The sequence below is a fragment of the Priestia sp. JNUCC 25 genome (assembly GCF_053667915.1).
In genome coordinates this window covers 4,967,741-4,988,052 of record NZ_CM132211.1, presented here as the reverse complement: position 1 = coordinate 4,988,052, position 20,312 = coordinate 4,967,741, and the positions used below count along the sequence as shown (strand labels likewise).

The following is a 20,312-nucleotide window of genomic DNA, read 5'->3' as shown; positions in this document are numbered from 1 at the left end:
GAAAGAAGAATTGAAGAAGTGGTTTTTGTTTAAACACACAAATGTAAACGCTTACTTATTAGAATTTTTAATTTTTATGTAAGGATATCTAACATAATAAGGGAATAAAAAGAGCTATTCATTTATTTTTTAATAAACGAATAGCTCAATGTTAAAAGAAGTTACATTATCTGTTATTTTTTATATTTCATTAACTTAATATCAATATAAAGAGTCATTTTTTGATTAACGTCCTTTAAGTTAATATCACCAATCTCTGAAATTCGCTTTAATCGATAGCTAAGTGTATTCATATGCACATTTAATTCTTTTGCTGCTTCGTTAATGTTATTATCATTATTTAAAAATACTTCGAGAGTCTCCACCAAGTTACTATTATGACGAAGATCGTAATCAGTTAGCTTCTTTAAAGAATGGTTTTCAAATTGATCTTGCACGCGCTTCTCTAAAATAACATCAAGAAATTGATAAATACCTAATTCCTGATAGTTAATAATCTCTTTCGTTTCTTCTGGAAACTTACTTTTCATATCTAATACGTTCAAGGCTTCTTTATAACTTTTTTCGATATGATCGTGCGATGAATAAATACTGCTGCAGCTGGCTTTAATTTGAGTAACATCAAAGCGTTCATACATGTTGCCTCTAAAATAGTCTGCAAAATCTCGCTGTTCATCAAGAGGGTTTTCAACCGCATCCAAAGAAAGCAGTAAGATTAAGTCATTGCAATCAATCGTATAAAGAACGATTTTCAAGCGATGCATCGTTTTTAGCATATACGAGATTTGACGTTCAGCTTCAGGCGTAATATCTTCTTGGAAGCGGAAGATAGCAATGGAAAACGTTGATGGAGCTGTAATTTGAGCTTCATAAAACGCTTCTGAAATTTCCTGGCGAGACTTAATGTGACCAGTTAATAATTTCCAGAAGAATTCCTGTGAACGTTCCTCTCGTTTATACTTTCGAATTTGAAGCTGTAGCAATTTATTTTTTAATACATTCGCAGCTTTTTTTAATAGCTCTACTTCTTCGTTGCCTAAGGCTTTCTCAATTTCAACAGCCCAGATGAATCCTAGAACTTCTTCATTTTTCCAGATGGAAATAGCTATACGATCTCCAAGTCCAATTTCATTTATATTTTTCACACGCACAGGTTCATTTGTCTCAAGCAGTTTAGGAATAATGCCTTCTTTCCATAAGTTGTTGATGACTTTTTCCGGAACTCTTCTTCCAATAATCGTGGCAATACGCGCCTGGTCCGTTCTTTCGTCATGGGTGCTATAAGCTAATAAGCGATGATTAGCATCTTCAATGGTAATAGGACAGTTCAATACTTCGCTAATGCGATCAGCGAATTCTTCAAGCGTATCAAAATTTTCCTTGAACGGATCTTTGATTGGTTTCGTCATATATAAAATCCCTCTTCATAAAACAAAATAAGTACTAGTACAGCTTTTTTAGCTGCAATAAATATAGTAAAACGGTAACAACCGTGTTGATCATTAATTCATTGAAATGATTAACTGCTTAATATTTTAACAAAAGTAATTGTTTAAGAAAATGTTAAAATGCGTCTAAAGGTAGTTAAGAATGTACGGATGATTAGTAACTGCGTTCATTTCGCTTATTTTATCGAAATTTTCTTCAAAATAATCAATGTTCGGTGAGCATGATTCTTTTCAAATGTGTATAATAAAACGTATGATTATGGTTATATCAAACTTGAATCTGTAACTTTCTTTATGATATGTTCAGTTACGATTAGGTTGACCAATTCATATTACACATGAAGGGAAGAATTTAACATGGCAAAACAACAAATCGGTGTTATCGGTTTAGCGGTTATGGGGAAAAACTTGGCGCTAAACATTGAGAGCAGAGGCTATTCTGTTTCAGTTTATAACCGCTCTCCTGAAAAGACAGAAGAGTTCCTAAAAACAGAAGCAGAAGGTAAAAATTTTGCAGGTACATACAGTGTGGAAGAGTTTATTAATTCTCTTGAAAAACCGCGTAAAATTTTATTGATGGTTAAAGCTGGTGCTGCTACAGATGCAACAATTGATTCGTTAAAACCATACTTAGAAAAAGGCGACATTTTAATCGATGGCGGAAATACATTCTTCCAGGATACAATTCGTCGTAACAAAGAGCTAGAAGAATTAGGTATCCATTTCATCGGTACAGGCGTATCCGGCGGAGAAGAAGGGGCATTAAAAGGACCTTCAATCATGCCTGGCGGACAAAAAGAAGCATATGAACTTGTAAAACCAATCTTAACAGCTATTTCAGCGAAAGTTGAAGGCGATGATTGCTGCACATACATTGGACCAAATGGTGCAGGTCACTACGTAAAAATGGTTCATAACGGCATCGAGTACGGCGATATGCAGTTAATTTGTGAAGCATACTTCATTATGAAAAACGTATTAGGTTTAGAAACAGATGAACTACATGAAGTATTTGCTGAATGGAATAAAGGCGAGCTAGATAGCTACTTAATTGAAATCACAGCTGATATCTTTACGAAAAAAGATGAAGAAACAGGTAAAGCACTTGTAGACGTTATTTTAGACACTGCAGGTCAAAAGGGTACAGGTAAATGGACAAGCCAAAGTGCGCTTGATTTAGGTGTACCACTACCAATCATTACGGAATCTGTATTTGCGCGCTTTATTTCAGCTATGAAAGAAGAACGTGTAAAAGCAAGCAAAGTATTGAGCGGTCCAAATGCAGCTGCATTTGAAGGTGATAAAACCGAATTAGTAGAAGCAATCCGTAAAGCATTGTACATGAGTAAAATTTGTTCATATGCGCAAGGGTTTGCTCAAATGAAAGCAGCTTCTGAAGAATATGACTGGAATTTACAGTACGGTGATATTGCAATGATCTTCCGTGGTGGTTGTATCATCCGTGCACAATTCTTACAAAAAATTAAAGAAGCTTACGATCGCGATGCAGATCTAACAAACTTATTATTAGACCCATACTTCAAGGATATCGTAGAAGGCTATCAGTCGGCTCTTCGTGAAGTTATTTCAATTGCGGTTAAACAAGGTATTCCTGTACCAAGTTTCTCAAGTGCATTAGCTTACTATGACAGCTACCGTACAGAAACGTTACCAGCGAACCTTTTACAAGCGCAACGTGACTACTTCGGAGCTCACACATATCAACGTGTTGATAAAGAGGGCGTATTCCATACTGAGTGGTTAAAATAAAAAACAAGAAAAGCAGCTGTATACTACAGCTGCTTTTTTTATTTACTCTTTAGGTGAGAAGTTGTCTTCGCCGACTGGCCACCAGTGAAAACCGTCTTCAGCAAGCAATGCATCTGATTCTTTTGGTCCCATTGAACCTGATTCGTAGTTCGGGAAGTTTTGTGCTTTTGTGCTTTCCCATGCTTCTGAAATGGTATCAACAAACTTCCAAGAAAGGGCTACTTCATCCCAGTGAGTAAAGTTCGTTGCATCTCCAAGCATGCAATCATAAATAAGGCGCTCATAAGCTTCCGGTGTATTCATTTTATCTCCACAGTTATTGCAATAGTTCAAGTTAATTGGTGTGGACGATGTTGAACCCGGCGTTTTACGCGCGTTTAAGTGAAGCGTAATGCCTTCTTCCGGTTGAATATGAATGACAAGCAGGTTTGGGTGAATTTCTTTATCTTTATTGAAGTACAGGTTCATTGGTAAGTCTTTGAACTGTACAACAATTGTCGTTGCTTTTTCTTTCATGCGTTTACCTGTACGGATATAAATTGGTACGCCAGCCCATCTGAAGTTATCAATCATAAGCTTACCAGATACAAATGTAGCGGTATTAGACTCAGGATCAACCGAGTTTCCTTCGCGATAGCCGATCACTTCTTCTCCTTCAAGTACACCTTTGCCGTATTGGCCTCGTACAAAATAATCATCTACTTCATCTACTGATAAAGAGCGAAGAGCACGCAATACTTTTACTTTTTCACTGCGAATTTCTTCCGGTGTTAATTTAATTGGCGGTTCCATTGCAAGCAGGGCCACCATTTGAAGCATATGGTTTTGTACCATATCTCGAAGGGCACCTGAAGATTCATAGTAACGGCCACGGTCTTCTACACCAAGCGTCTCGCTAGACGTAATTTGGATGTTTGAAATGTATTGGTTGTTCCACATCGGTTCAAATAGAGCATTTGCAAAACGGATAACTTCGATATTTTGCACCATTTCTTTACCGAGGTAGTGGTCGATACGATAAATTTGATCTTCCTTAAATGCATGGCGAATTTGTTCATTTAGTTCTTTAGCAGAAGGATAATCATGGCCAAACGGCTTTTCAATGACTAGGCGACTCCAACCGTCTGTTTGTGTTAAACCTTCATTTTTTAAATTCGAAGCAATTGTTCCGAAAAATTCAGGTGCCATTGCTAGATAGAAAATACGATTTCCAGGCACGTTGTATTGCTCATCAAGGCTTTCTGTTAGGCTTTTTAATTCTTGATAAGAAGCGACATCTGTTACGTCAAACGGTTGGTAATAAAAATGTGAAGCAAACTTTTCAATGTCAGCGTCACTGTTTTTGAAACTGCTCACTGATTTTTTTACATTTTCGCGTAATTCGTCGTTAGTCCAAGGTCTTCTTGCGACACCAACAACAGCGAAATCTTCCGATAGTTTGTTCGCTTTATATAAGCGGAAAATAGAGGGGAATAACTTACGTTTTGCTAAATCACCTGTAGCGCCAAAAATTACGATAATGGATTTTGGTTGTACATTTGTCATTACTTCTAGGACCTCACTTTGTCGTAGTTACGTTCAATTTTTTTCCGCTTTAACAGACAACACTTAAATGAAATCTGGGGATTCATTGCCCGTTAAACTCGGCCTTTATAAACAAACGAATGATTGCTTGTTTACCTTTTCCTTTATGTATAGAACTACTAATAAATTGTAACGATTTTAAAGGGTTAACGCAAATAGATTAAAACAATTTGTAGTTATTATTCCATGTTTTTAACAAGTTTAAAAGTATTTTGTTTCGAATACGGAGAAAAAGCTACCGTTATTTTAACAGTAGCTTTTCTCATTTATTTATATTGATACAGGGAACCGATAGATTTTTTTGTTGAAAATGGCAAGTCAGGGCTATCGGCGATGATAAAAATAGGACAGTGCATTAAAAGTGGATGTTTTTCGAAAAAAGAAGCATCAGCGTAATAGATGGACGATAGAATAACAGGGAGCTGTTCTAAAAAGTGAAGGTAGCGTGTAATGGTTCCATCTGTTGATGTATGTGCACCGATATAATAATACACAGTAAGGGAATAAAAACCTTTATCAAAGACGAAGGATGCTAAATATTCGTTCCGCTCTTTTTGCATATGATCGTAGGCAAATTCAATGCCGATTTGAATGGAAGGAACAGAAGTGTGTTGACCTGGGAAAACGGTGTATTTTCTTGGTATCATCGGTTCAACGGGTGTAACACCCAGGCTGTAGGTTACGTCTATTTGGTGGGGATTGCTGATGATCATATGGAATCCCTCCTTTAATATAAAAATACACTCTTTATAAGTGTATACAAAGTTTCATTGAACATGACAATATTAAAATATGCCCAGGCTCTCAGCATATTTAAAGCAGGCAACGTTTGAGCAGGGGGCAGAGTTTACGATAAAATAACAAAAAAGATTATTATGAGGTGATAAGCAATGAGTATTTTAAAAAATGACTGGGCTCCTTTATTAGAAGAAGAATTTCAAAAAGACTATTACATACAGCTTCGAGAATTCTTAGTGGATGAATATAATCACCACACCATTTACCCTGATAAATATGATATTTTTAATGCTTTACACTATACGGATTATAAAAATGTAAAAGTGGTCATATTGGGACAAGATCCTTATCATGGACCAAATCAAGCGCATGGACTGAGCTTCTCTGTTCAACCAGGAGTAAAAACACCGCCTTCTTTAGTGAATATTTACAAAGAGCTGAAAAATGAAATGGATTATCACATTCCGAATAACGGTTATTTAGTCAAATGGGCAGAACAAGGCGTTCTTTTGCTTAACACTGTTTTAACGGTTAGAAGAGGAGAAGCGAACTCTCACAAAGGAAAAGGGTGGGAGCAGCTGACGGACCGTATTATTGAATTAGTGGCACAAAAAGAGGAGCCAGTTGTGTTTTTGCTGTGGGGCAAGCATGCACAAGCTAAAAAAGAGCTTATTCACCATTCGCACCATTTAATTTTGGAAAGCCCGCACCCTAGCCCATTTTCGGCTAATCGAGGCTTTTTTGGCAATAATCACTTTCAACGAGCAAATGAGTTTTTGCTCCAATACGGACGTCAATCCATTGATTGGCAAATTGACGATGTGTAAAAGTGAGCATTTCATGAAGATTAGCTTCAGACATAGCCTCCTATTTCATCTTTTGATAAAATAGCTGTATAAAGTCATATTGAATGTAAGATGAGGTGTCTACATGGATATAAAAATGGCGCAGCTCCTTGATAAAATTAGTGCAGAAGTACAAAAAGCAAAGCACCATTCGAATAGTGCGAACGTTCGAGATCAATTGGTTGCCATAAAAGCACTGTGTGAGCTTGCATTAGATCAAAATGGAGAGGTTTCAGTATCGAAACCTGTCTCGGTTTCAAAGCCTGTTGTAATGTCTTCACCGGAAATGATGCAATCTCCTGAGATTATGCAGCAACAGATTATTCAGTCATCCAAACCTAATTTTGAGGGAACGAAATTGAAATCAGATGATGCAAATGGCGATAGTCTGTTTGATTTCTAAAGTGAGGAGAAAAACATGAAACTATTTTTAATAATCGGTGCAATCAATGCGATGTTAGCGGTTGCTCTTGGTGCTTTTGGAGCACACGGGTTAGAAGGGAAAATTTCAGAGAAGTATTTAGAGGTATGGAAAACGGGAGTGCAGTACCAAATGTTCCATGCAATGGGGCTGTTTGTCATTGCGTTTCTATTAAGCAAATTTCCTCAATCTTCTCTGTTAACAGCTTCGGGCTGGATTATGTTCGCGGGGATTGTGCTGTTTTCAGGCAGTCTCTATGTATTAAGTACGTCCGGTATTAAAGTTCTCGGCGCGATTACTCCGCTAGGTGGAGTTGCGTTTATTGTGGCTTGGATTTTAATTGTTGTTGCAGCTGTAAAATGGCTATAAAAAAACCCCTGAAAAGGGGTTTTTTTAACGCGGAGAATAATTGCTCAACTGCTGGCCTCCACCGCTAAACGGATAATTATATTTGATTGGACCCTCAAAAGTGATGTAATCGAGATAAACCATAAGCAGTAAATAACGAGTGCCAGTTTGTGGATCACTTAAAATGATATGATCGCGTCCGGCTGCTTCAATTTCCCCTCTAAAGACTTTCGCGTTCCACTGCGTATTATTTTCAAACGTCATATATACAGTCGCTATTTTTCCTCGATTTAAACGTAAAATATTTTCAATATATGATTCTTCAATGGGCAGTTGATTTGGGTCTTGCGGAGCACCACTGCCTCCAGAAGAGGTAGGGGGCGGACCTCCTTGGCTTTGCCCTTGCCCTTGAACCTGCTGGCCGCCTGGCTGGGGCTGCTGCGGCTGAGGCATATAATAAGGGTAGTTTGGACTTATATACGGATTTTGCATATATTGCTGTTGCGGTTGATTAGACTTTGGTTTTTTCATAGGAACCTCCTTCAAACAAAAAGAAATTAGTAAACTCCTGGACAATCAGCTTGAGTTGGTGCAAAGAAACAGTGAGATTTAAATCGTCCTGTGTTATTTTGGTTATACCATTGAGCAGGACAGTCGCCGCTGGGCTTGAAAAACCACAGTGAGTTTTCCGCGGGGTTAAAACGTTCCCCTCTTAATACACGTCGTGCAAGTGTAATTTCAGACTGGCGGGCACGCTGATAAAAGTAGCCTTTTTGAGTTGCTTCAAATCCGCCTGGGTTTTGAAACACCATCTGACGAATGGTTCTTATATTTCTAAAATCTAAACAGGGAGCTTTAGCGCGGTTCACGCCTACATTTCCTACCAGTAACATCCCTTGTTTTCCTTCACTTTCAGCTTCAGCTCGAATGAGTCTGGCTAGGAGCTTAACATCTTCTTCGTTGTGTGCAACGACTGCCATTATCCCACCTCGCTTACTTGTGACACTGTTGTATATATATGGTCCTGTAAGTGCGAATATGCCATGGCTAGAAAATAAAAAACCTGTTTCCACTTGGAAACAGGTTTTTTAGATAAAGCTCATTGATATTTATTGCTCTAGGCGTTACAAAAGCGATGAGCGCTTTTGCGGCTTAGTTTAAACGTGTAAAAAACGTGCAATAGCTTCTTCTTTTAATAAATTTCCGACAAAGAAGCTGCCAAATTCCCCGTAGCGAGCACTTACTTCGTCAAAACGCATTTCGTATACTAATTTTTTAAATTGAAGTACGTCATCTGCAAAAAGAGTAACGCCCCACTCATAATCATCAAAACCAACAGAACCCGTAATGATTTGCTTTACTTTTCCAGCGTATTGACGTCCAATCATTCCATGACTGCGCATTAAGCTGCGGCGTTCTTCCATAGGAAGCATGTACCAATTGTCATTTCCTTGACGACGTTTATCCATTGGATAAAAGCAAACATGACTAGCTTTTGGTAAAGTTGGATATAGTCTAGCTTGGATTTGAGGATTTTCATAAGGATCCTCCCCAGCAGGTAAGTAGTTGCTTAACTCAACTACTGATACGTATGAATAAGTAGGAATGGTAAACTCAGCAAGCTTTGTTTTATTAAATTCTGTTTCAATTTCATTTAGTTCTTCCATAGTAGGACGAACAAGCATTAGCATAAAGTCTGCTTTTTGGCCGACAATTGTATATAAAGCATGGCTGCCTTGCTTCTCAGCTTCAGTTCCTTTCCATTTCTCAATCAAACTTAAAAATTCATGGATGGCCGCTTGGCGATCGTCGCTTGATAACTGCTTCCAAGCGCCCCAATCGATTGAACGGAAATCATGAAGTGCATACCAACCGTCTAATGTTTGTGCTGCTTCTGCCATTTCGTTTCACTCCTATTGTCCGATTATGATAAATTCCAATTCTACTATATCATAGTTTGTCCGAAGAACTGGAATGAAAAACCTGTGATTTTGTGACTAAACTTTAAACAATTGTCGCAAAGTAAAAACAGGTTTTATTTTAGGTGTTAGCGGAAAATTAAGAATTAAAAGACTTTTTTGTAATCATGGATTCTTGAAGGACATGCCTTTGATTTTTAAAAAAAGTGGAGTATCCTATTATGAGAAAAGTTTTTTACATATCGAGGAGGATTTACTTTGAGTGATTTATTTACAGGTTTAAAACAAAAAGTATCAGCTAGCGATGTATCAATCGTATTCCCAGAGGGATTAGATGAGCGCGTATTAGGTGCTGTTTCTCGTTTAGCTGCCGACAATATCTTAAAGCCTATCGTTGTTGGAAACAAAGACGCTGTAGCATCAAAAGCAGCAGAACTAAACGTAAAATTAGACGGTGTTGAGGTTTTAGATCCTCAAAGCTACTCTGAATTTGATGAAATGGTAGCAGCATTTGTTGAGCGTCGTAAAGGTAAGGTAACAGAAGAAGATGCTCGCAAAATTTTATTAGATGAAAATTATTTTGGCACAATGCTTGTTCATATGAACAAAGCGGACGGTCTTGTAAGCGGAGCCGCTCATTCTACAGCAGACACAGTGCGACCTGCTCTACAAATTATCAAAACAAGACAAGGTGTTAAGAAAACATCTGGCGTATTTATCATGGTTCGTGGCGATCAAAAATACGTATTTGCTGACTGTGCAATCAATATTTCACCTGATAGCCAAGATTTAGCTGAAATTGCTATCGAAAGTGCTCGTACAGCTGAAATGTTCGATATTGATCCTCGTGTTGCTATGCTAAGCTTCTCAACAAAAGGATCAGCAAAATCTCCGGAGACAGAAAAAGTAGCAAACGCAGTAGAAATTGCAAAAGAATTAGCACCAAGCGTAACATTAGACGGCGAATTTCAATTCGACGCAGCATTTGTTCCTTCTGTAGCTGAAAAGAAAGCACCAGGTTCAGTGATTAAAGGAGATGCAAATGTATTTGTATTCCCAAGCCTTGAAGCAGGTAACATTGGTTACAAAATTGCACAGCGCCTAGGAAACTTCGAAGCAGTAGGTCCAATCTTACAAGGTCTAAACAAACCAGTAAACGATCTATCTCGCGGTTGTAACGAAGAAGATGTGTACAAGCTTGCTTTAATCACAGCAGCTCAAGCATTGTAATAAAAAAACTCCGTCCTAGGGCGGAGTTTTTTTATTCGGCTAATGAACCTAATGCTTTTTCGTTGCGGTCATACATGCGCTGCAGCTGCGTCTCAAACAGCTCTTGTTCAGTAGCATTTAAAGGCATATTTACAAGAGAAGAGCTCATACTATTCAGTGTTTGCAATAAAAGCAGCATGACATCAGATACAGTTAACTCAATCTGTAATAGTTCAGATAGAGAAGCCATTGTGTGAGGCTCGATATCTGGGTATGAAAATTTAGTTTCCGTGTTTTGGAGACCTTTTTTGTAAAACTCTTGAATGAGAGAAGCACGCTTAGAACCGCTTCCTTTAACGCATAAGTAAATTTGTACAGCCACTCCGCCGCGAACGCGTCGCTGTGAAATGCCTGCAAACTTTTGATTGCGAATGCTTAAATCGAAGCTGCCGGGACAATAAGAGCCTACGATTTCCTTCGCTTCAATTGCTGTCCCGTAAGATGCAAACATGACCTTAATCAAATCAAACATGGCTTCATATCCACGATCAATATCAATTCCTTTTTCTGCATCAGGAAAAATTAAAGAAATGTTTAGAACATCCTGATCAAGTACGACAGCGAGGCCGCCTGAATTGCGGACGATTGTTTTATATCCTTGTTCATGTAAATAAGCTGCACCTTCAGCTAAATGAGGGAGCTTTGTATCTTGGATGCCTAATACAATCGTATCGTGATGCACCCATGAGCGCATGACAGCTGGAGATTCACCTCTTCCAACGGTTGTACAAAGCGTGTCATCGATGGCAAAAGAATGACGGGCATCAAAATGAGGACCTAGACTGGATTGATCAATAATACGCCAAGCGGGCTGTGCTAAAAGCTTTAAACTATTCTGCTGCATATCTCAAACCCCTTTATAAACAGTAAACGAACATATTATAGCATAAAGGCGTCGTGTCATTGGCTGTAAAATAGAAAAAGAAGAAAGAAGAGCCAAGTTTGACATCCCTCTTTCTTCGTTCATGTAGCTTATTCAGCCATTTTCTCAAGATTTCCGTTACGATCCATTTTAAATGTAGTAGAAGAACGTTCTTCTTCATCGAATAGAGCTAACTTTCGCGCACGGTTCATGATTTGCATTAATGTTTCATAGTCTTCTTGAATAGTAGTAGCATTTGCCTCGAGATGTTTGATTTGTTTTTCCAACTCTGTGTTTTTCTTAGCTAATTCTGTATTTTCTTGCATCAAGCGTTTGTTTTCGCTTTGCAATGCCTGTAAATTGCTCGCTTGATTTGGCATTGTTTGCAAAAAGCGAATAACGTCAGCCATTGAAAGCTCTTCACTGCTGCTTTTTTCTACTTGTGTTTCAGATAAGCTATATGTTGCTGTAGGTGCAGACATCATTTGTTCCACATGCTCTACAGATGCTGGTGGCGTATATAATAATTTCTTTTTGCCTTGCTCTTGTCCAAGTGCACGCATGCGCTGTTTTCGCTGTTTTTTGGCTAGCTGAAGTGCTTTTTCATACTGATGGCGTACCACAGCATTCCATCTGAATCCACATGCTGCTGAAGTGCGATTTAATTCATCTCCAACTTCTTCAAACGCATTCAGCTGCGTACTTCCTTCGCGGACATGGCGCAATACTGTTTCAGCTAATAATAAGTCGTTTTCTTCTGTCCAAGCATCTTGTCTATCTTTCACTTTGTTCACTCCTCTATTTTCCATGACTCATAGTAATCATGTTTTGTAGTATCATCATGTACAAAAAATCCATACTTTATACCATTTCTTCTAGGAGTATGATAGATTTTGCTTCCTTCTTTAACTTGCATCGGACTTCAAATAGGGGTAAAATACCCCTTAGACAAAATGATGAACCAATTTTGAAAGGATTGTGTCAACATGGCAAATGAATTTAGAATTTGTGATGATTGTCAGGCAACAAACGTCAAAACGTTGTTACCTCGACTTAAAAAAATAGATGAACAAGCTGAAGTACAAATCGGCTGCCAGTCTTACTGTGGACCCGGACGTAAAAAGTCATTTGCATTTGTAAACAACCGTCCTGTAGCAGCGCCAACAGAGGATGAATTAATCGAGAAGATTGAGAAAAAAGTAAAAAAATAGATAGTGAAACAATAAATAGCTGCTTTTCTGCTACTTATTTGTCGAACGAGCTTCTTACAAACAGAATCGCCTTGTTTGTTAGGTAAATCACCTTGGTTGCTTGACAAGGTGATTTTTTATTCTGAATAGGAAAATAGGAAGTAAGTGTCGAAAAATTATAGCAACAACAAAGTGAAGATAGAGAGGTATGTAAATGACATATCCTAATGAAAAACTCAGTGAAGAAAAAGTATTTAAAGATCCTGTTCACCGCTATATCCATGTAAGAGATCGTGTTATTTGGGAGCTAATTGGGACAGCCGAATTTCAAAGGCTGCGTCGTATTAGACAGCTAGGAACGACATACTTAACGTTTCATGGGGCTGAGCACAGCCGTTTTAGTCATTCCTTAGGTGTTTATGAAATTGTGCGCCGTATTATTGATGACGGTTTTCAAGGACGCCCTGAATGGAATGAAGATGAGCGTCTTCTTTGTCTTTGTGCTGCTTTACTGCACGATTTAGGTCACGGTCCGTTTTCACATTCGTTTGAGAAGGTTTTCCACTTAGACCATGAAGAATTTACACAAGCCATTATCGTAGGTGACACAGAGGTAAATCAAGTGTTAACGAAAGTAGGAAAGGATTTTCCTAAAAAAGTGGCTGAAGTAATTGCGAAAACATATGAAAATAAGCTTGTCGTTAGTTTGATTTCCAGTCAAATTGATGCAGATCGCATGGATTATTTGCAGCGTGATGCGTATTACACAGGAGTAAGCTACGGTCATTTTGATATGGAGCGAATTCTGCGTGTTATGCGCCCTCGGGAAGACCAAGCCGTGATTAAACACAGCGGTATGCATGCGGTTGAAGATTATATTATGAGCCGCTATCAAATGTACTGGCAAGTGTATTTTCATCCTGTTACGAGAAGTGCTGAAGTGATTTTGACAAAAATTTTACATCGTGCAAAAGAGCTCCATCATCATTACTATGAGTTTAAGCAGGAGCCAACTCATTTTTATTCGATTTTTGAAGAAGAAATATCGCTAAAAGAGTATTTGAAATTAGATGAATCTGTTATTTTATTTTATTTTCAAGCGTGGGAAGAAGAAGAGGATGAAATTTTATCTGATCTATGCCGAAGATTTATGAATCGTCAGCTTTTTAAATACATTGAGTTTAATCCGAATTCACAAATGAAGATGTGGATGGAGCTTACAACATTATTTAAAAAAGCGGGCATTAATCCAGATTATTATTTAGTCGTCGATTCTTCAAGCGACTTACCATACGATTTTTATCGACCGGGTGAAGAGGAAGAGCGTTTGCCGATTCATCTGTTGATGCCAAATAATGAAGTGCGTGAATTATCACGTCAGTCGGAGATTGTTGAAGCAATTTCAGGGAAAAAGAGAACCGATCATAAATTATATTTTCCACAAGATCTCATTGATCAATTGTCGTCTAAGCGAAAAGTTAAAGATCAGATTATAAACTTACTAAAAGGAGATCAGAGTTAAATAGTATAGGAGTTGAAGGGGCTGTGTTAAACGATCACGCAAAGATTGTGAAAGTATTTTCCGCGGCGGGAGAAGTTGTTGGCAGAAAAAAATTACAAAAGATGATATTTATCGGAAAAAAGCTGAAGTTTCCTTTTTATGAAAAGTATAATTTTCACTTTTTTGGACCTTATTCTGAGGAATTAACGCTTCGAATTGAAGAGCTGTGTAACTTAGGCTTTTTAAGTGAAGTTAAAGAGAAAAAAGGCGGGTATATGCAGTATCGCTACGTATTAACAGAAGCGGGGGAAGGATTTCTAAGCCACTATGACTTAGAACTTCCTCACTTGCAGGAATGTATGAAGGATATGAACGAACAAAGCTCGAAATTTTTGGAGCTTGTCTCTACGATTTTATATTTCGATAATTTACCGAAAGAAGAAGTAAAAGAAAAAGTGTTTACGTTAAAGCGTAAGCAAAACTATACAGAAGAAGACATTTCAGAAGCATACAAATATATTGAAAAACTTCAGGCAACGCTGTCTGTCCATTAAAAAAATGCCATAGGTTCATTCCTATGGCATCTTTTTTATGTAGGCGTTATTGATCGCTCATGCGTTTGCCCGCTACAGCGTAATGGTTTTTAGACATTTCTTCGATGATAATGGATACTTTTTCAGGTGCTGCACCTGTTGTTTCAACAACAGCATCCGTTACTTTTTCAACAAGAGCTCTTTTTTGATCATCTGTACGGCCCTCAAGCATTTTAACAGTTACAACTGGCATAATGTGTACACTCCTTTTTGATCATTATATGATTAGTGTACCCGTTTTCTGAATAAAATGACAGTATGAGATAGTGATGGAGGCCATAATCTGTAGTATACTTTTATAATAACATCGATATAAAAAAACAGGTATGCCTAAAGGAAGCACATCGCTGGTCTTTGAGAACTTTTAGGGCATATTTGAAGAAACCTTGTATCTTTCTTACCGCAAAAAAAGATTCATCTAGTAGATGTGATAGGTAGAAATTATTTTAAAATAAAGGAGATAAAGAGTGGAACATTTTTTAGCTTTTTCATTGCAAGACCTTCCTTACGTGGTAATGACGCTTATTGTTGCATTCACGCTGCATGAGTTCGCACATGCGTATGTAGCTTATTTATTTGGAGACCACACGGCTAAAAAGCAAGGAAGGCTAACGCTTTCTCCCCTGGCTCATTTAGATCCATTTGGAACGCTTTTGTTAATCATCGCAGGTTTTGGGTGGGCGAAGCCGGTTCCTGTTAATCGCTATTTCTTTAAAAAGCCACGTTTAGCTGGTATTCTAGTATCGATAGCGGGACCGTTTAGCAATTTGGTGCTGGCATTTATCGGCTTGCTTATTTATTATTTGATGAATAACGCCGCAGTGGACAATGATGCGCTTTATCGTTTTGTTACATTATTTATTCAAATAAACCTAACGCTAGGTGTATTTAACTTGTTGCCTTTTCCGCCTTTAGACGGCTACCGCGTGATTGAAGATCTCGTTCCGCCGTCCACGCGAGCCAAAATGACGCAGTATGAGTCTTGGGGCATTTTTGTATTTTTGATTCTTGTGATTACACCTCTGGATCGAATTGTGATCTGGCCGCTTCTAAACGGAGCAGCAATGTTTGTTATGAATATCTTTCAGCAGATATTAGCACCACTGATTTAATGAATAGAGGAGGCTTACTATGACTCAGTCAAAAAAGAAAAGTATAGGATTTAATATCATAAAAGACGATTCAACCGACGGCCACGGCGGTTACGGGGTTGGAGCGTTAAGTTTAGAAAACATTTCACCAGTTTTTGTTTGTCCGAGCGATGAAGAAGTATTTGTGGATATCGGTGCGATGCATGCAAGAAGTGTAGTGGAAAAAGGAATTAAGTTCTTACCGAATAAAGACGAGGTGCCAAACGGCAAGTTATATTGGCTTGTGTGGGTAACAATTGATCGCAAGCAAGAAGGTCCTTACTACGCAGGTATGACAGCATGTGAAATGACCGTTGATCGTGAAATACGCCGCGGCTATAAGTCACTTCCTGAACATGTAAACAAAATGGATAAATCCTTAAAACGACGCATTATGGTGGAAGAAATGGATAGCAAGTCTAAGGATTTGCTTCGTGAGTTTTTGAAGTCTCATAATGAAGAAATTTGGACGTTATCTAATGATGACTTAAAAGAAGCGCTTCAAACATCGTAATGCTAAAAAAGCTTAAGGCCTTGGCCTTAAGCTTTTTTTAATCAAACCATTTGGGTAACCAGTGAAACTTTTTATCTTCTTTTTCACGCTCTTTTTTCTTCGTTTTTGCTGCATGATCGATGTGGTCAGTACAATATGTTTTTGGCTGTGTTCCAGTTAAATAATAAGCTTTATATTGAACAGGGCATGATTTGGATGCTAACTTTCCATTTTGAGGATTAATGTTTACGCTCATTAATCCGTTTGGTGCTTTAAACTTTTCTTTTTTCTTCCCTTTTAAAGCATCTTCCATAAATAATGCCCACATTTTTTTTGCGTATCCTTTTTCAGCTACATCATCCATTGTCCTTCCTTGATCATATCCAACCCAAACGCCTGAAACGAGCTGAGGAGAGTAGCCAATCATCCAGCTATCCGTAGAGGTTGTGCCGGATTTTCCCGCGTAAGGGCGAGATACATATTTAGAAATAGGCTTTCCAGTGACGGTTGTATAGCCATTTAGCTTTTGATTAAACATGCCTGTCATTAAATGGGTAGTAAGAAAAGCATAGCGCTTATCAATGACTTGTTTCTGTTCGGAAGGAGCTTGATAAACAACTTCTCCGTCATGGGTTTCAATTCGTTTAATAAATGTTGGACGAATTTCTTTTCCGCCATTAGCAAAGATGCCGTACGCATTAACCATATCAATGACTTTGACAGGCGAAGTTCCAAGAGCTAAAGATGGAACTTTCTTTAAAGGTGATGATATTCCAAGTGTTTTAGCAGTTTCAATCAAGCGGTTTTCCCCAATGAACAAATGCGTTTTTACGGCATAAATATTATCTGAAAGTGCGATGGCTTGAGCCATTGTAATAGGAGCATCTGCATAATAATTGTGATAGTTACTAGGCGTGTATGTCGAAACGCCATCTTCCAATTTGAACGTCGTTTCTTCACTTTTCATTGGAGTAGATTCAGTAAAACCATCTTTTAACGCTGCATAGTATAAAAATGGCTTCATCGTTGAGCCAGGCTGTCTTATTGCTTGAGTCGCGCGATTAAACGGGCTCTTTTCATAATCTCTTCCACCAATAAGAGCTTTCACTTGTCCATTTTTAGGATTCATCGCAACAAATGCACTTTGTACGTCTGAAGAGCTGCTGATAACATCCTTCATTTTTTCTTCTGCCGTTCGCTGCATCTTTTCATCCAGCGTTGTATAAACGCGAAGTCCATTTGTGTAAATCATGGTTTCATCAATGCCTAAATCTTGCTTTAATTCTGCTAGCGCTGCATCCATAAAGTAAGAAGCATCTTCTTTATTAGGATCTTTTTCGGCAGGCTTTGCGAATGCTAGAGGTGTTACAAGCGCTTTTGTTGCTTGCTTGGCTGTAATAATTCCATCCTCTTTCATAAGAGATAAAATGATATTTTGTCGTTTTTTTGCATTTTCTTGATGAATAAGAGGAGAGTAGTAGCTAGGGCCTTTTGGAATACCTGCTAACATACTCGCTTCACTTAACGTCAAATTTTTGGCGTGCTTATCAAAATACAGCCTAGCTGCAGCTTCAATTCCATAAGCTCCATGACCGTAGTAAATCGTATTCATGTAGCCTTCTAGAATTTGGTCTTTACTATAATTCATTTCTAACCGAATCGTATACAGAGCTTCTTGAAGCTTTCTAGTCCACGTTTTGTCGTGCTCTAAAAACAAGTTTCGTGCATACTGCTGAGTAATGGTACTCGCACCCTGTACTTTTCCCATAGCTTTTATATCAGCTACAACTGCTCCGGCGATTCGATGCATATCAAAGCCGTGATGCTCATAGAAGCGCTTATCTTCAACGGCTAAAGTCGCATCTTTTACGTAAGGTGAAATTTGATTAAGTGAAACCCAGTAGCGCTTTTGTCCATTGTGAACTTCATCAAGAACTTTACCGTTTGCTGAGTAGAAAACAGCTGTTTGAGAAACGTTTAGCGGAGGGGGGCCAGCGATTTTGGCGTAGAGAAAGATGCTTATGTAGGCAAACAATAATAAAGCCCCCGCTAATATACCAAGGACGAGAAGAATTCGGAAGATGCGTCTTGCCTTTTTTAAATGTTCGGTTAATACCGTTTCCATTTCTATTCACCACCAATATGTGTCACTATGCACCGTACATGTTGTTTTCAACACAACAAAATTCTATTAAAAGAGCGATGCAAGTAGATTCTAAAGCTTGTATCTATCATCAGTATGAAATAGAAAAGGTGGTTTTAAACCTCCATTGCTAAAAATTTTACTTGCTTTTTTGCTGAATTCATCTATACTTTTTTCATGTTTGTATAAATTATGTTAGGGTAATCTATGCATAGGTTAATTCTCAAAATAGAAGGGAAGAGTTTGAAATGGAATTATGGTTCACAGAAAAGCAAACAAAGAACTTTGGTATTACAGCTAAAATTAATCGCACTTTACATACAGAGCAAACGGAGTTTCAAAAATTAGACATGGTTGAAACAGAAGAGTTTGGTAACATGCTCCTACTTGACGGTATGGTAATGACAACAGAAAAAGATGAGTTCGTTTATCATGAAATGGTTGCGCACGTACCGTTATTTACGCATCCAAATCCAGAAAACGTACTAGTTGTAGGTGGAGGAGACGGAGGCGTAATCCGTGAAATCTTAAAACACCCAAGCGTAAAAAAAGCGACGTTAGTTGATATCGATGGAAAAGTTATTGAGTACTCAAAAAAATTCTTACCTTCAATTGCGGGCAAACTAGAAGATCCTCGTGTTGATGTACAAGTAGATGACGGATTTATGCACATCGCTAAAAGCGAAAACGAATACGATGTCATTTTAGTGGATTCAACAGAGCCAGTAGGTCCAGCTGTAAATTTATTTACAAAAGGATTCTATGCAGGTATCTCAAAAGCACTTAAAGAAGATGGTATCTTTGTTGCTCAATCGGACAACCCTTGGTTTACGCCAGAACTTATCTCAAATGTTCAGCGTGATGTAAGAGAAATCTTCCCGATTACACGTCTATACGTAGCAAATATTCCAACGTACCCAAGCGGTTTATGGACATTTACAATGGGGTCAAAGAAACATGATCCATTAGAAGTAAGCGAAGATCGTTTCTTCGATATTGATACAAAGTATTACACAAAAGAATTGCACAAAGCCGCATTTGCTTTACCTAAATTTGTGCAAGATCTTATTAAATAAGTTATCACATACAAGTGAGATGCCAGAGGTTTAAGGCTGGCATCTTTTCTATGAATAATGAAGGAGGAACAAAATATGCGTTTTGATGAAGCTTATTCAGGTAATGTATTTATCGGCAGTCACCCTGTTTTTGAAGAAAGTGAAGCGGTTCTTTATGGAATGCCAATGGACTGGACAGTTAGCTATCGTCCAGGTTCACGATTTGGCCCAACTCGTATTCGTGAAGTATCAATTGGATTAGAAGAATACAGCCCGTATTTAGATCGAGAGCTAGAGGAAGTAAAATATTTTGATGCAGGAGATATTCCACTTCCATTTGGGAATCCTCAGCGCAGCTTAAATATGATTGAAGAGTATATCGACCAGCTTTTAGCAGCAGACAAGTTCCCATTAGGCATGGGCGGAGAGCATTTGGTTTCTTGGCCTGTTATGAAAGCTATGTATAAAAAATACCCGGATTTGGCCATTATCCATATGGATGCTCATACAGACCTTCGTGAAGAGTATGAAGGAGAACCACTTTCTCATTCCACTCCGATTCGTAAAGTTGCAGAACTAATCGGACCGGAGAATGTTTATTCATTTGGTATTCGTTCAGGAATGAAAGAAGAATTTCAATGGGCAAAAGAAAGCGGCATGCATATTTCAAAATTTGAAGTTCTAGAGCCGTTAAAAGAGATTCTACCAACACTTGCAGGTCGTCCTGTTTATGTAACAATTGATATCGATGTATTAGATCCAGCGCACGCTCCTGGTACAGGAACAGTAGATGCAGGCGGTATCACGTCAAAAGAGCTTTTAGCTTCTATTCACGCAATTGCTAAATCAGATCTTCGCATTGTCGGGGGAGATTTAGTAGAAGTAGCTCCAATTTATGATCCGTCTGAACAAACAGCTAATACAGCAAGCAAGCTTATTCGCGAAATGATCTTAGGCTGGGTACAAAAGAAATAAATAAAGTAAAAGGCGGCCGCTGTGGCTG

The 20,312-nt window shown here is 38.2% G+C and carries 22 protein-coding genes; 12 read left to right on the top strand and 10 right to left on the bottom strand.

Annotated features, from left to right (window positions below; genetic code table 11):
* Positions 1–173 precede the first annotated feature (173 nt).
* The gene (locus JNUCC25_RS26175) at positions 174–1,409 is read right to left on the bottom strand and encodes a PucR family transcriptional regulator (RefSeq protein WP_013059862.1); all 1,236 of its coding nucleotides are present in this window, start codon (positions 1,407–1,409) and stop codon (positions 174–176) included.
* Between the two features lie 396 nt (positions 1,410–1,805).
* On the opposite strand from JNUCC25_RS26175, the gene gndA reads away from it, so the two are divergent.
* Complete coding sequence (gene gndA / locus JNUCC25_RS26170; protein WP_013059861.1) at positions 1,806–3,218, top strand: NADP-dependent phosphogluconate dehydrogenase; 1,413 nt, start codon at positions 1,806–1,808, stop codon at positions 3,216–3,218.
* A 42-nt stretch (positions 3,219–3,260) separates the two neighbouring features.
* Here the strand turns inward: gndA and zwf are convergent, their stop codons facing one another.
* Positions 3,261–4,763: a glucose-6-phosphate dehydrogenase gene (gene zwf, locus JNUCC25_RS26165; RefSeq protein WP_029319439.1), complete on the bottom strand. Its 1,503-nt coding sequence runs from the start codon at positions 4,761–4,763 to the stop codon at positions 3,261–3,263.
* A gap of 305 nt (positions 4,764–5,068) precedes the next feature.
* The gene (locus tag JNUCC25_RS26160; protein WP_013059859.1) at positions 5,069–5,515 is read right to left on the bottom strand and encodes a staygreen family protein; all 447 of its coding nucleotides are present in this window, start codon (positions 5,513–5,515) and stop codon (positions 5,069–5,071) included.
* A 177-nt stretch (positions 5,516–5,692) separates the two neighbouring features.
* Between JNUCC25_RS26160 and JNUCC25_RS26155 the strand changes: the two genes are divergently transcribed.
* The 3 genes from JNUCC25_RS26155 to JNUCC25_RS26145 all read left to right on the top strand — a co-directional run bounded on the left by JNUCC25_RS26155 (position 5,693) and on the right by JNUCC25_RS26145 (position 7,175).
* A complete protein-coding gene (locus JNUCC25_RS26155; protein ID WP_057275270.1) occupies positions 5,693–6,367 on the top strand; it encodes a uracil-DNA glycosylase in 675 nt (224 codons plus the stop codon).
* A 103-nt stretch (positions 6,368–6,470) separates the two neighbouring features.
* Positions 6,471–6,788 (top strand): YwdI family protein, encoded by a 318-nt coding sequence (locus tag JNUCC25_RS26150; RefSeq protein ID WP_029319435.1) that lies wholly within the window; start codon positions 6,471–6,473, stop codon positions 6,786–6,788.
* Between the two features lie 15 nt (positions 6,789–6,803).
* Positions 6,804–7,175, top strand: coding sequence for a DUF423 domain-containing protein (locus JNUCC25_RS26145; RefSeq protein WP_013059856.1), 372 nt, complete (start codon positions 6,804–6,806; stop codon positions 7,173–7,175).
* A 24-nt stretch (positions 7,176–7,199) separates the two neighbouring features.
* Here the strand turns inward: JNUCC25_RS26145 and gerQ are convergent, their stop codons facing one another.
* The 3 genes from gerQ to hemQ all read right to left on the bottom strand — a co-directional run bounded on the left by gerQ (position 7,200) and on the right by hemQ (position 9,055).
* Positions 7,200–7,685, bottom strand: a complete 486-nt coding sequence (gene gerQ, locus JNUCC25_RS26140) for a spore coat protein GerQ (RefSeq protein WP_454222626.1) — start codon at positions 7,683–7,685, stop codon at positions 7,200–7,202.
* Positions 7,686–7,711: 26 nt separating this feature from the next.
* On the bottom strand, positions 7,712–8,134 hold the full coding sequence (locus tag JNUCC25_RS26135) for a cell wall hydrolase (RefSeq protein ID WP_016765947.1): 423 nt from the start codon (positions 8,132–8,134) through the stop codon (positions 7,712–7,714).
* A gap of 177 nt (positions 8,135–8,311) precedes the next feature.
* Entirely contained in the window at positions 8,312–9,055 is a 744-nt protein-coding gene (gene hemQ, locus JNUCC25_RS26130; protein ID WP_140456572.1) for a hydrogen peroxide-dependent heme synthase, read from the bottom strand.
* 276 nt (positions 9,056–9,331) lie between these two features.
* On the opposite strand from hemQ, the gene pta reads away from it, so the two are divergent.
* Entirely contained in the window at positions 9,332–10,303 is a 972-nt protein-coding gene (pta, locus tag JNUCC25_RS26125) for a phosphate acetyltransferase (RefSeq protein WP_029319430.1), read from the top strand.
* 31 nt (positions 10,304–10,334) lie between these two features.
* On the opposite strand, the gene JNUCC25_RS26120 is transcribed toward pta, so the two are convergent.
* Both JNUCC25_RS26120 and JNUCC25_RS26115 read right to left on the bottom strand, forming a co-directional pair.
* Entirely contained in the window at positions 10,335–11,186 is an 852-nt protein-coding gene (locus JNUCC25_RS26120) for a lipoate--protein ligase family protein (protein ID WP_013059852.1), read from the bottom strand.
* A 128-nt stretch (positions 11,187–11,314) separates the two neighbouring features.
* Positions 11,315–11,989, bottom strand: a complete 675-nt coding sequence (locus JNUCC25_RS26115) for an RsfA family transcriptional regulator (RefSeq protein WP_029319426.1) — start codon at positions 11,987–11,989, stop codon at positions 11,315–11,317.
* Positions 11,990–12,190: 201 nt separating this feature from the next.
* Between JNUCC25_RS26115 and JNUCC25_RS26110 the strand changes: the two genes are divergently transcribed.
* The 3 genes from JNUCC25_RS26110 (at position 12,191) to JNUCC25_RS26100 (ending at position 14,449) form a co-directional block, all read left to right on the top strand.
* Complete coding sequence (locus JNUCC25_RS26110) at positions 12,191–12,415, top strand: DUF1450 domain-containing protein (protein ID WP_013059850.1); 225 nt, start codon at positions 12,191–12,193, stop codon at positions 12,413–12,415.
* A 193-nt stretch (positions 12,416–12,608) separates the two neighbouring features.
* A complete protein-coding gene (locus JNUCC25_RS26105) occupies positions 12,609–13,916 on the top strand; it encodes an HD domain-containing protein (RefSeq protein ID WP_013059849.1) in 1,308 nt (435 codons plus the stop codon).
* A 23-nt stretch (positions 13,917–13,939) separates the two neighbouring features.
* Positions 13,940–14,449 (top strand): YwgA family protein, encoded by a 510-nt coding sequence (locus JNUCC25_RS26100; RefSeq protein ID WP_029319424.1) that lies wholly within the window; start codon positions 13,940–13,942, stop codon positions 14,447–14,449.
* 46 nt (positions 14,450–14,495) lie between these two features.
* Here JNUCC25_RS26100 and JNUCC25_RS26095 read toward each other — a convergent pair whose 3' ends face one another.
* Positions 14,496–14,681 carry a 2-hydroxymuconate tautomerase gene (locus JNUCC25_RS26095; RefSeq protein ID WP_013059847.1) on the bottom strand — a complete coding sequence of 62 codons (186 nt, stop codon included), beginning with the start codon at positions 14,679–14,681 and terminating at the stop codon, positions 14,496–14,498.
* A 274-nt stretch (positions 14,682–14,955) separates the two neighbouring features.
* Between JNUCC25_RS26095 and JNUCC25_RS26090 the strand changes: the two genes are divergently transcribed.
* Complete coding sequence (locus JNUCC25_RS26090; RefSeq protein ID WP_013059846.1) at positions 14,956–15,600, top strand: site-2 protease family protein; 645 nt, start codon at positions 14,956–14,958, stop codon at positions 15,598–15,600.
* Positions 15,601–15,619: 19 nt separating this feature from the next.
* A complete protein-coding gene (locus tag JNUCC25_RS26085) occupies positions 15,620–16,132 on the top strand; it encodes a YwhD family protein (RefSeq protein ID WP_013059845.1) in 513 nt (170 codons plus the stop codon).
* Positions 16,133–16,169: 37 nt separating this feature from the next.
* Here JNUCC25_RS26085 and JNUCC25_RS26080 read toward each other — a convergent pair whose 3' ends face one another.
* Positions 16,170–18,236, bottom strand: coding sequence for a transglycosylase domain-containing protein (locus JNUCC25_RS26080; RefSeq protein WP_013059844.1), 2,067 nt, complete (start codon positions 18,234–18,236; stop codon positions 16,170–16,172).
* A 266-nt stretch (positions 18,237–18,502) separates the two neighbouring features.
* On the opposite strand from JNUCC25_RS26080, the gene speE reads away from it, so the two are divergent.
* Both speE and speB read left to right on the top strand, forming a co-directional pair.
* Positions 18,503–19,330, top strand: coding sequence for a spermidine synthase (gene speE, locus JNUCC25_RS26075; RefSeq protein ID WP_013059843.1), 828 nt, complete (start codon positions 18,503–18,505; stop codon positions 19,328–19,330).
* Between the two features lie 75 nt (positions 19,331–19,405).
* Positions 19,406–20,284 (top strand): agmatinase, encoded by an 879-nt coding sequence (speB, locus tag JNUCC25_RS26070; RefSeq protein ID WP_029319422.1) that lies wholly within the window; start codon positions 19,406–19,408, stop codon positions 20,282–20,284.
* Positions 20,285–20,312 lie beyond the last annotated feature (28 nt).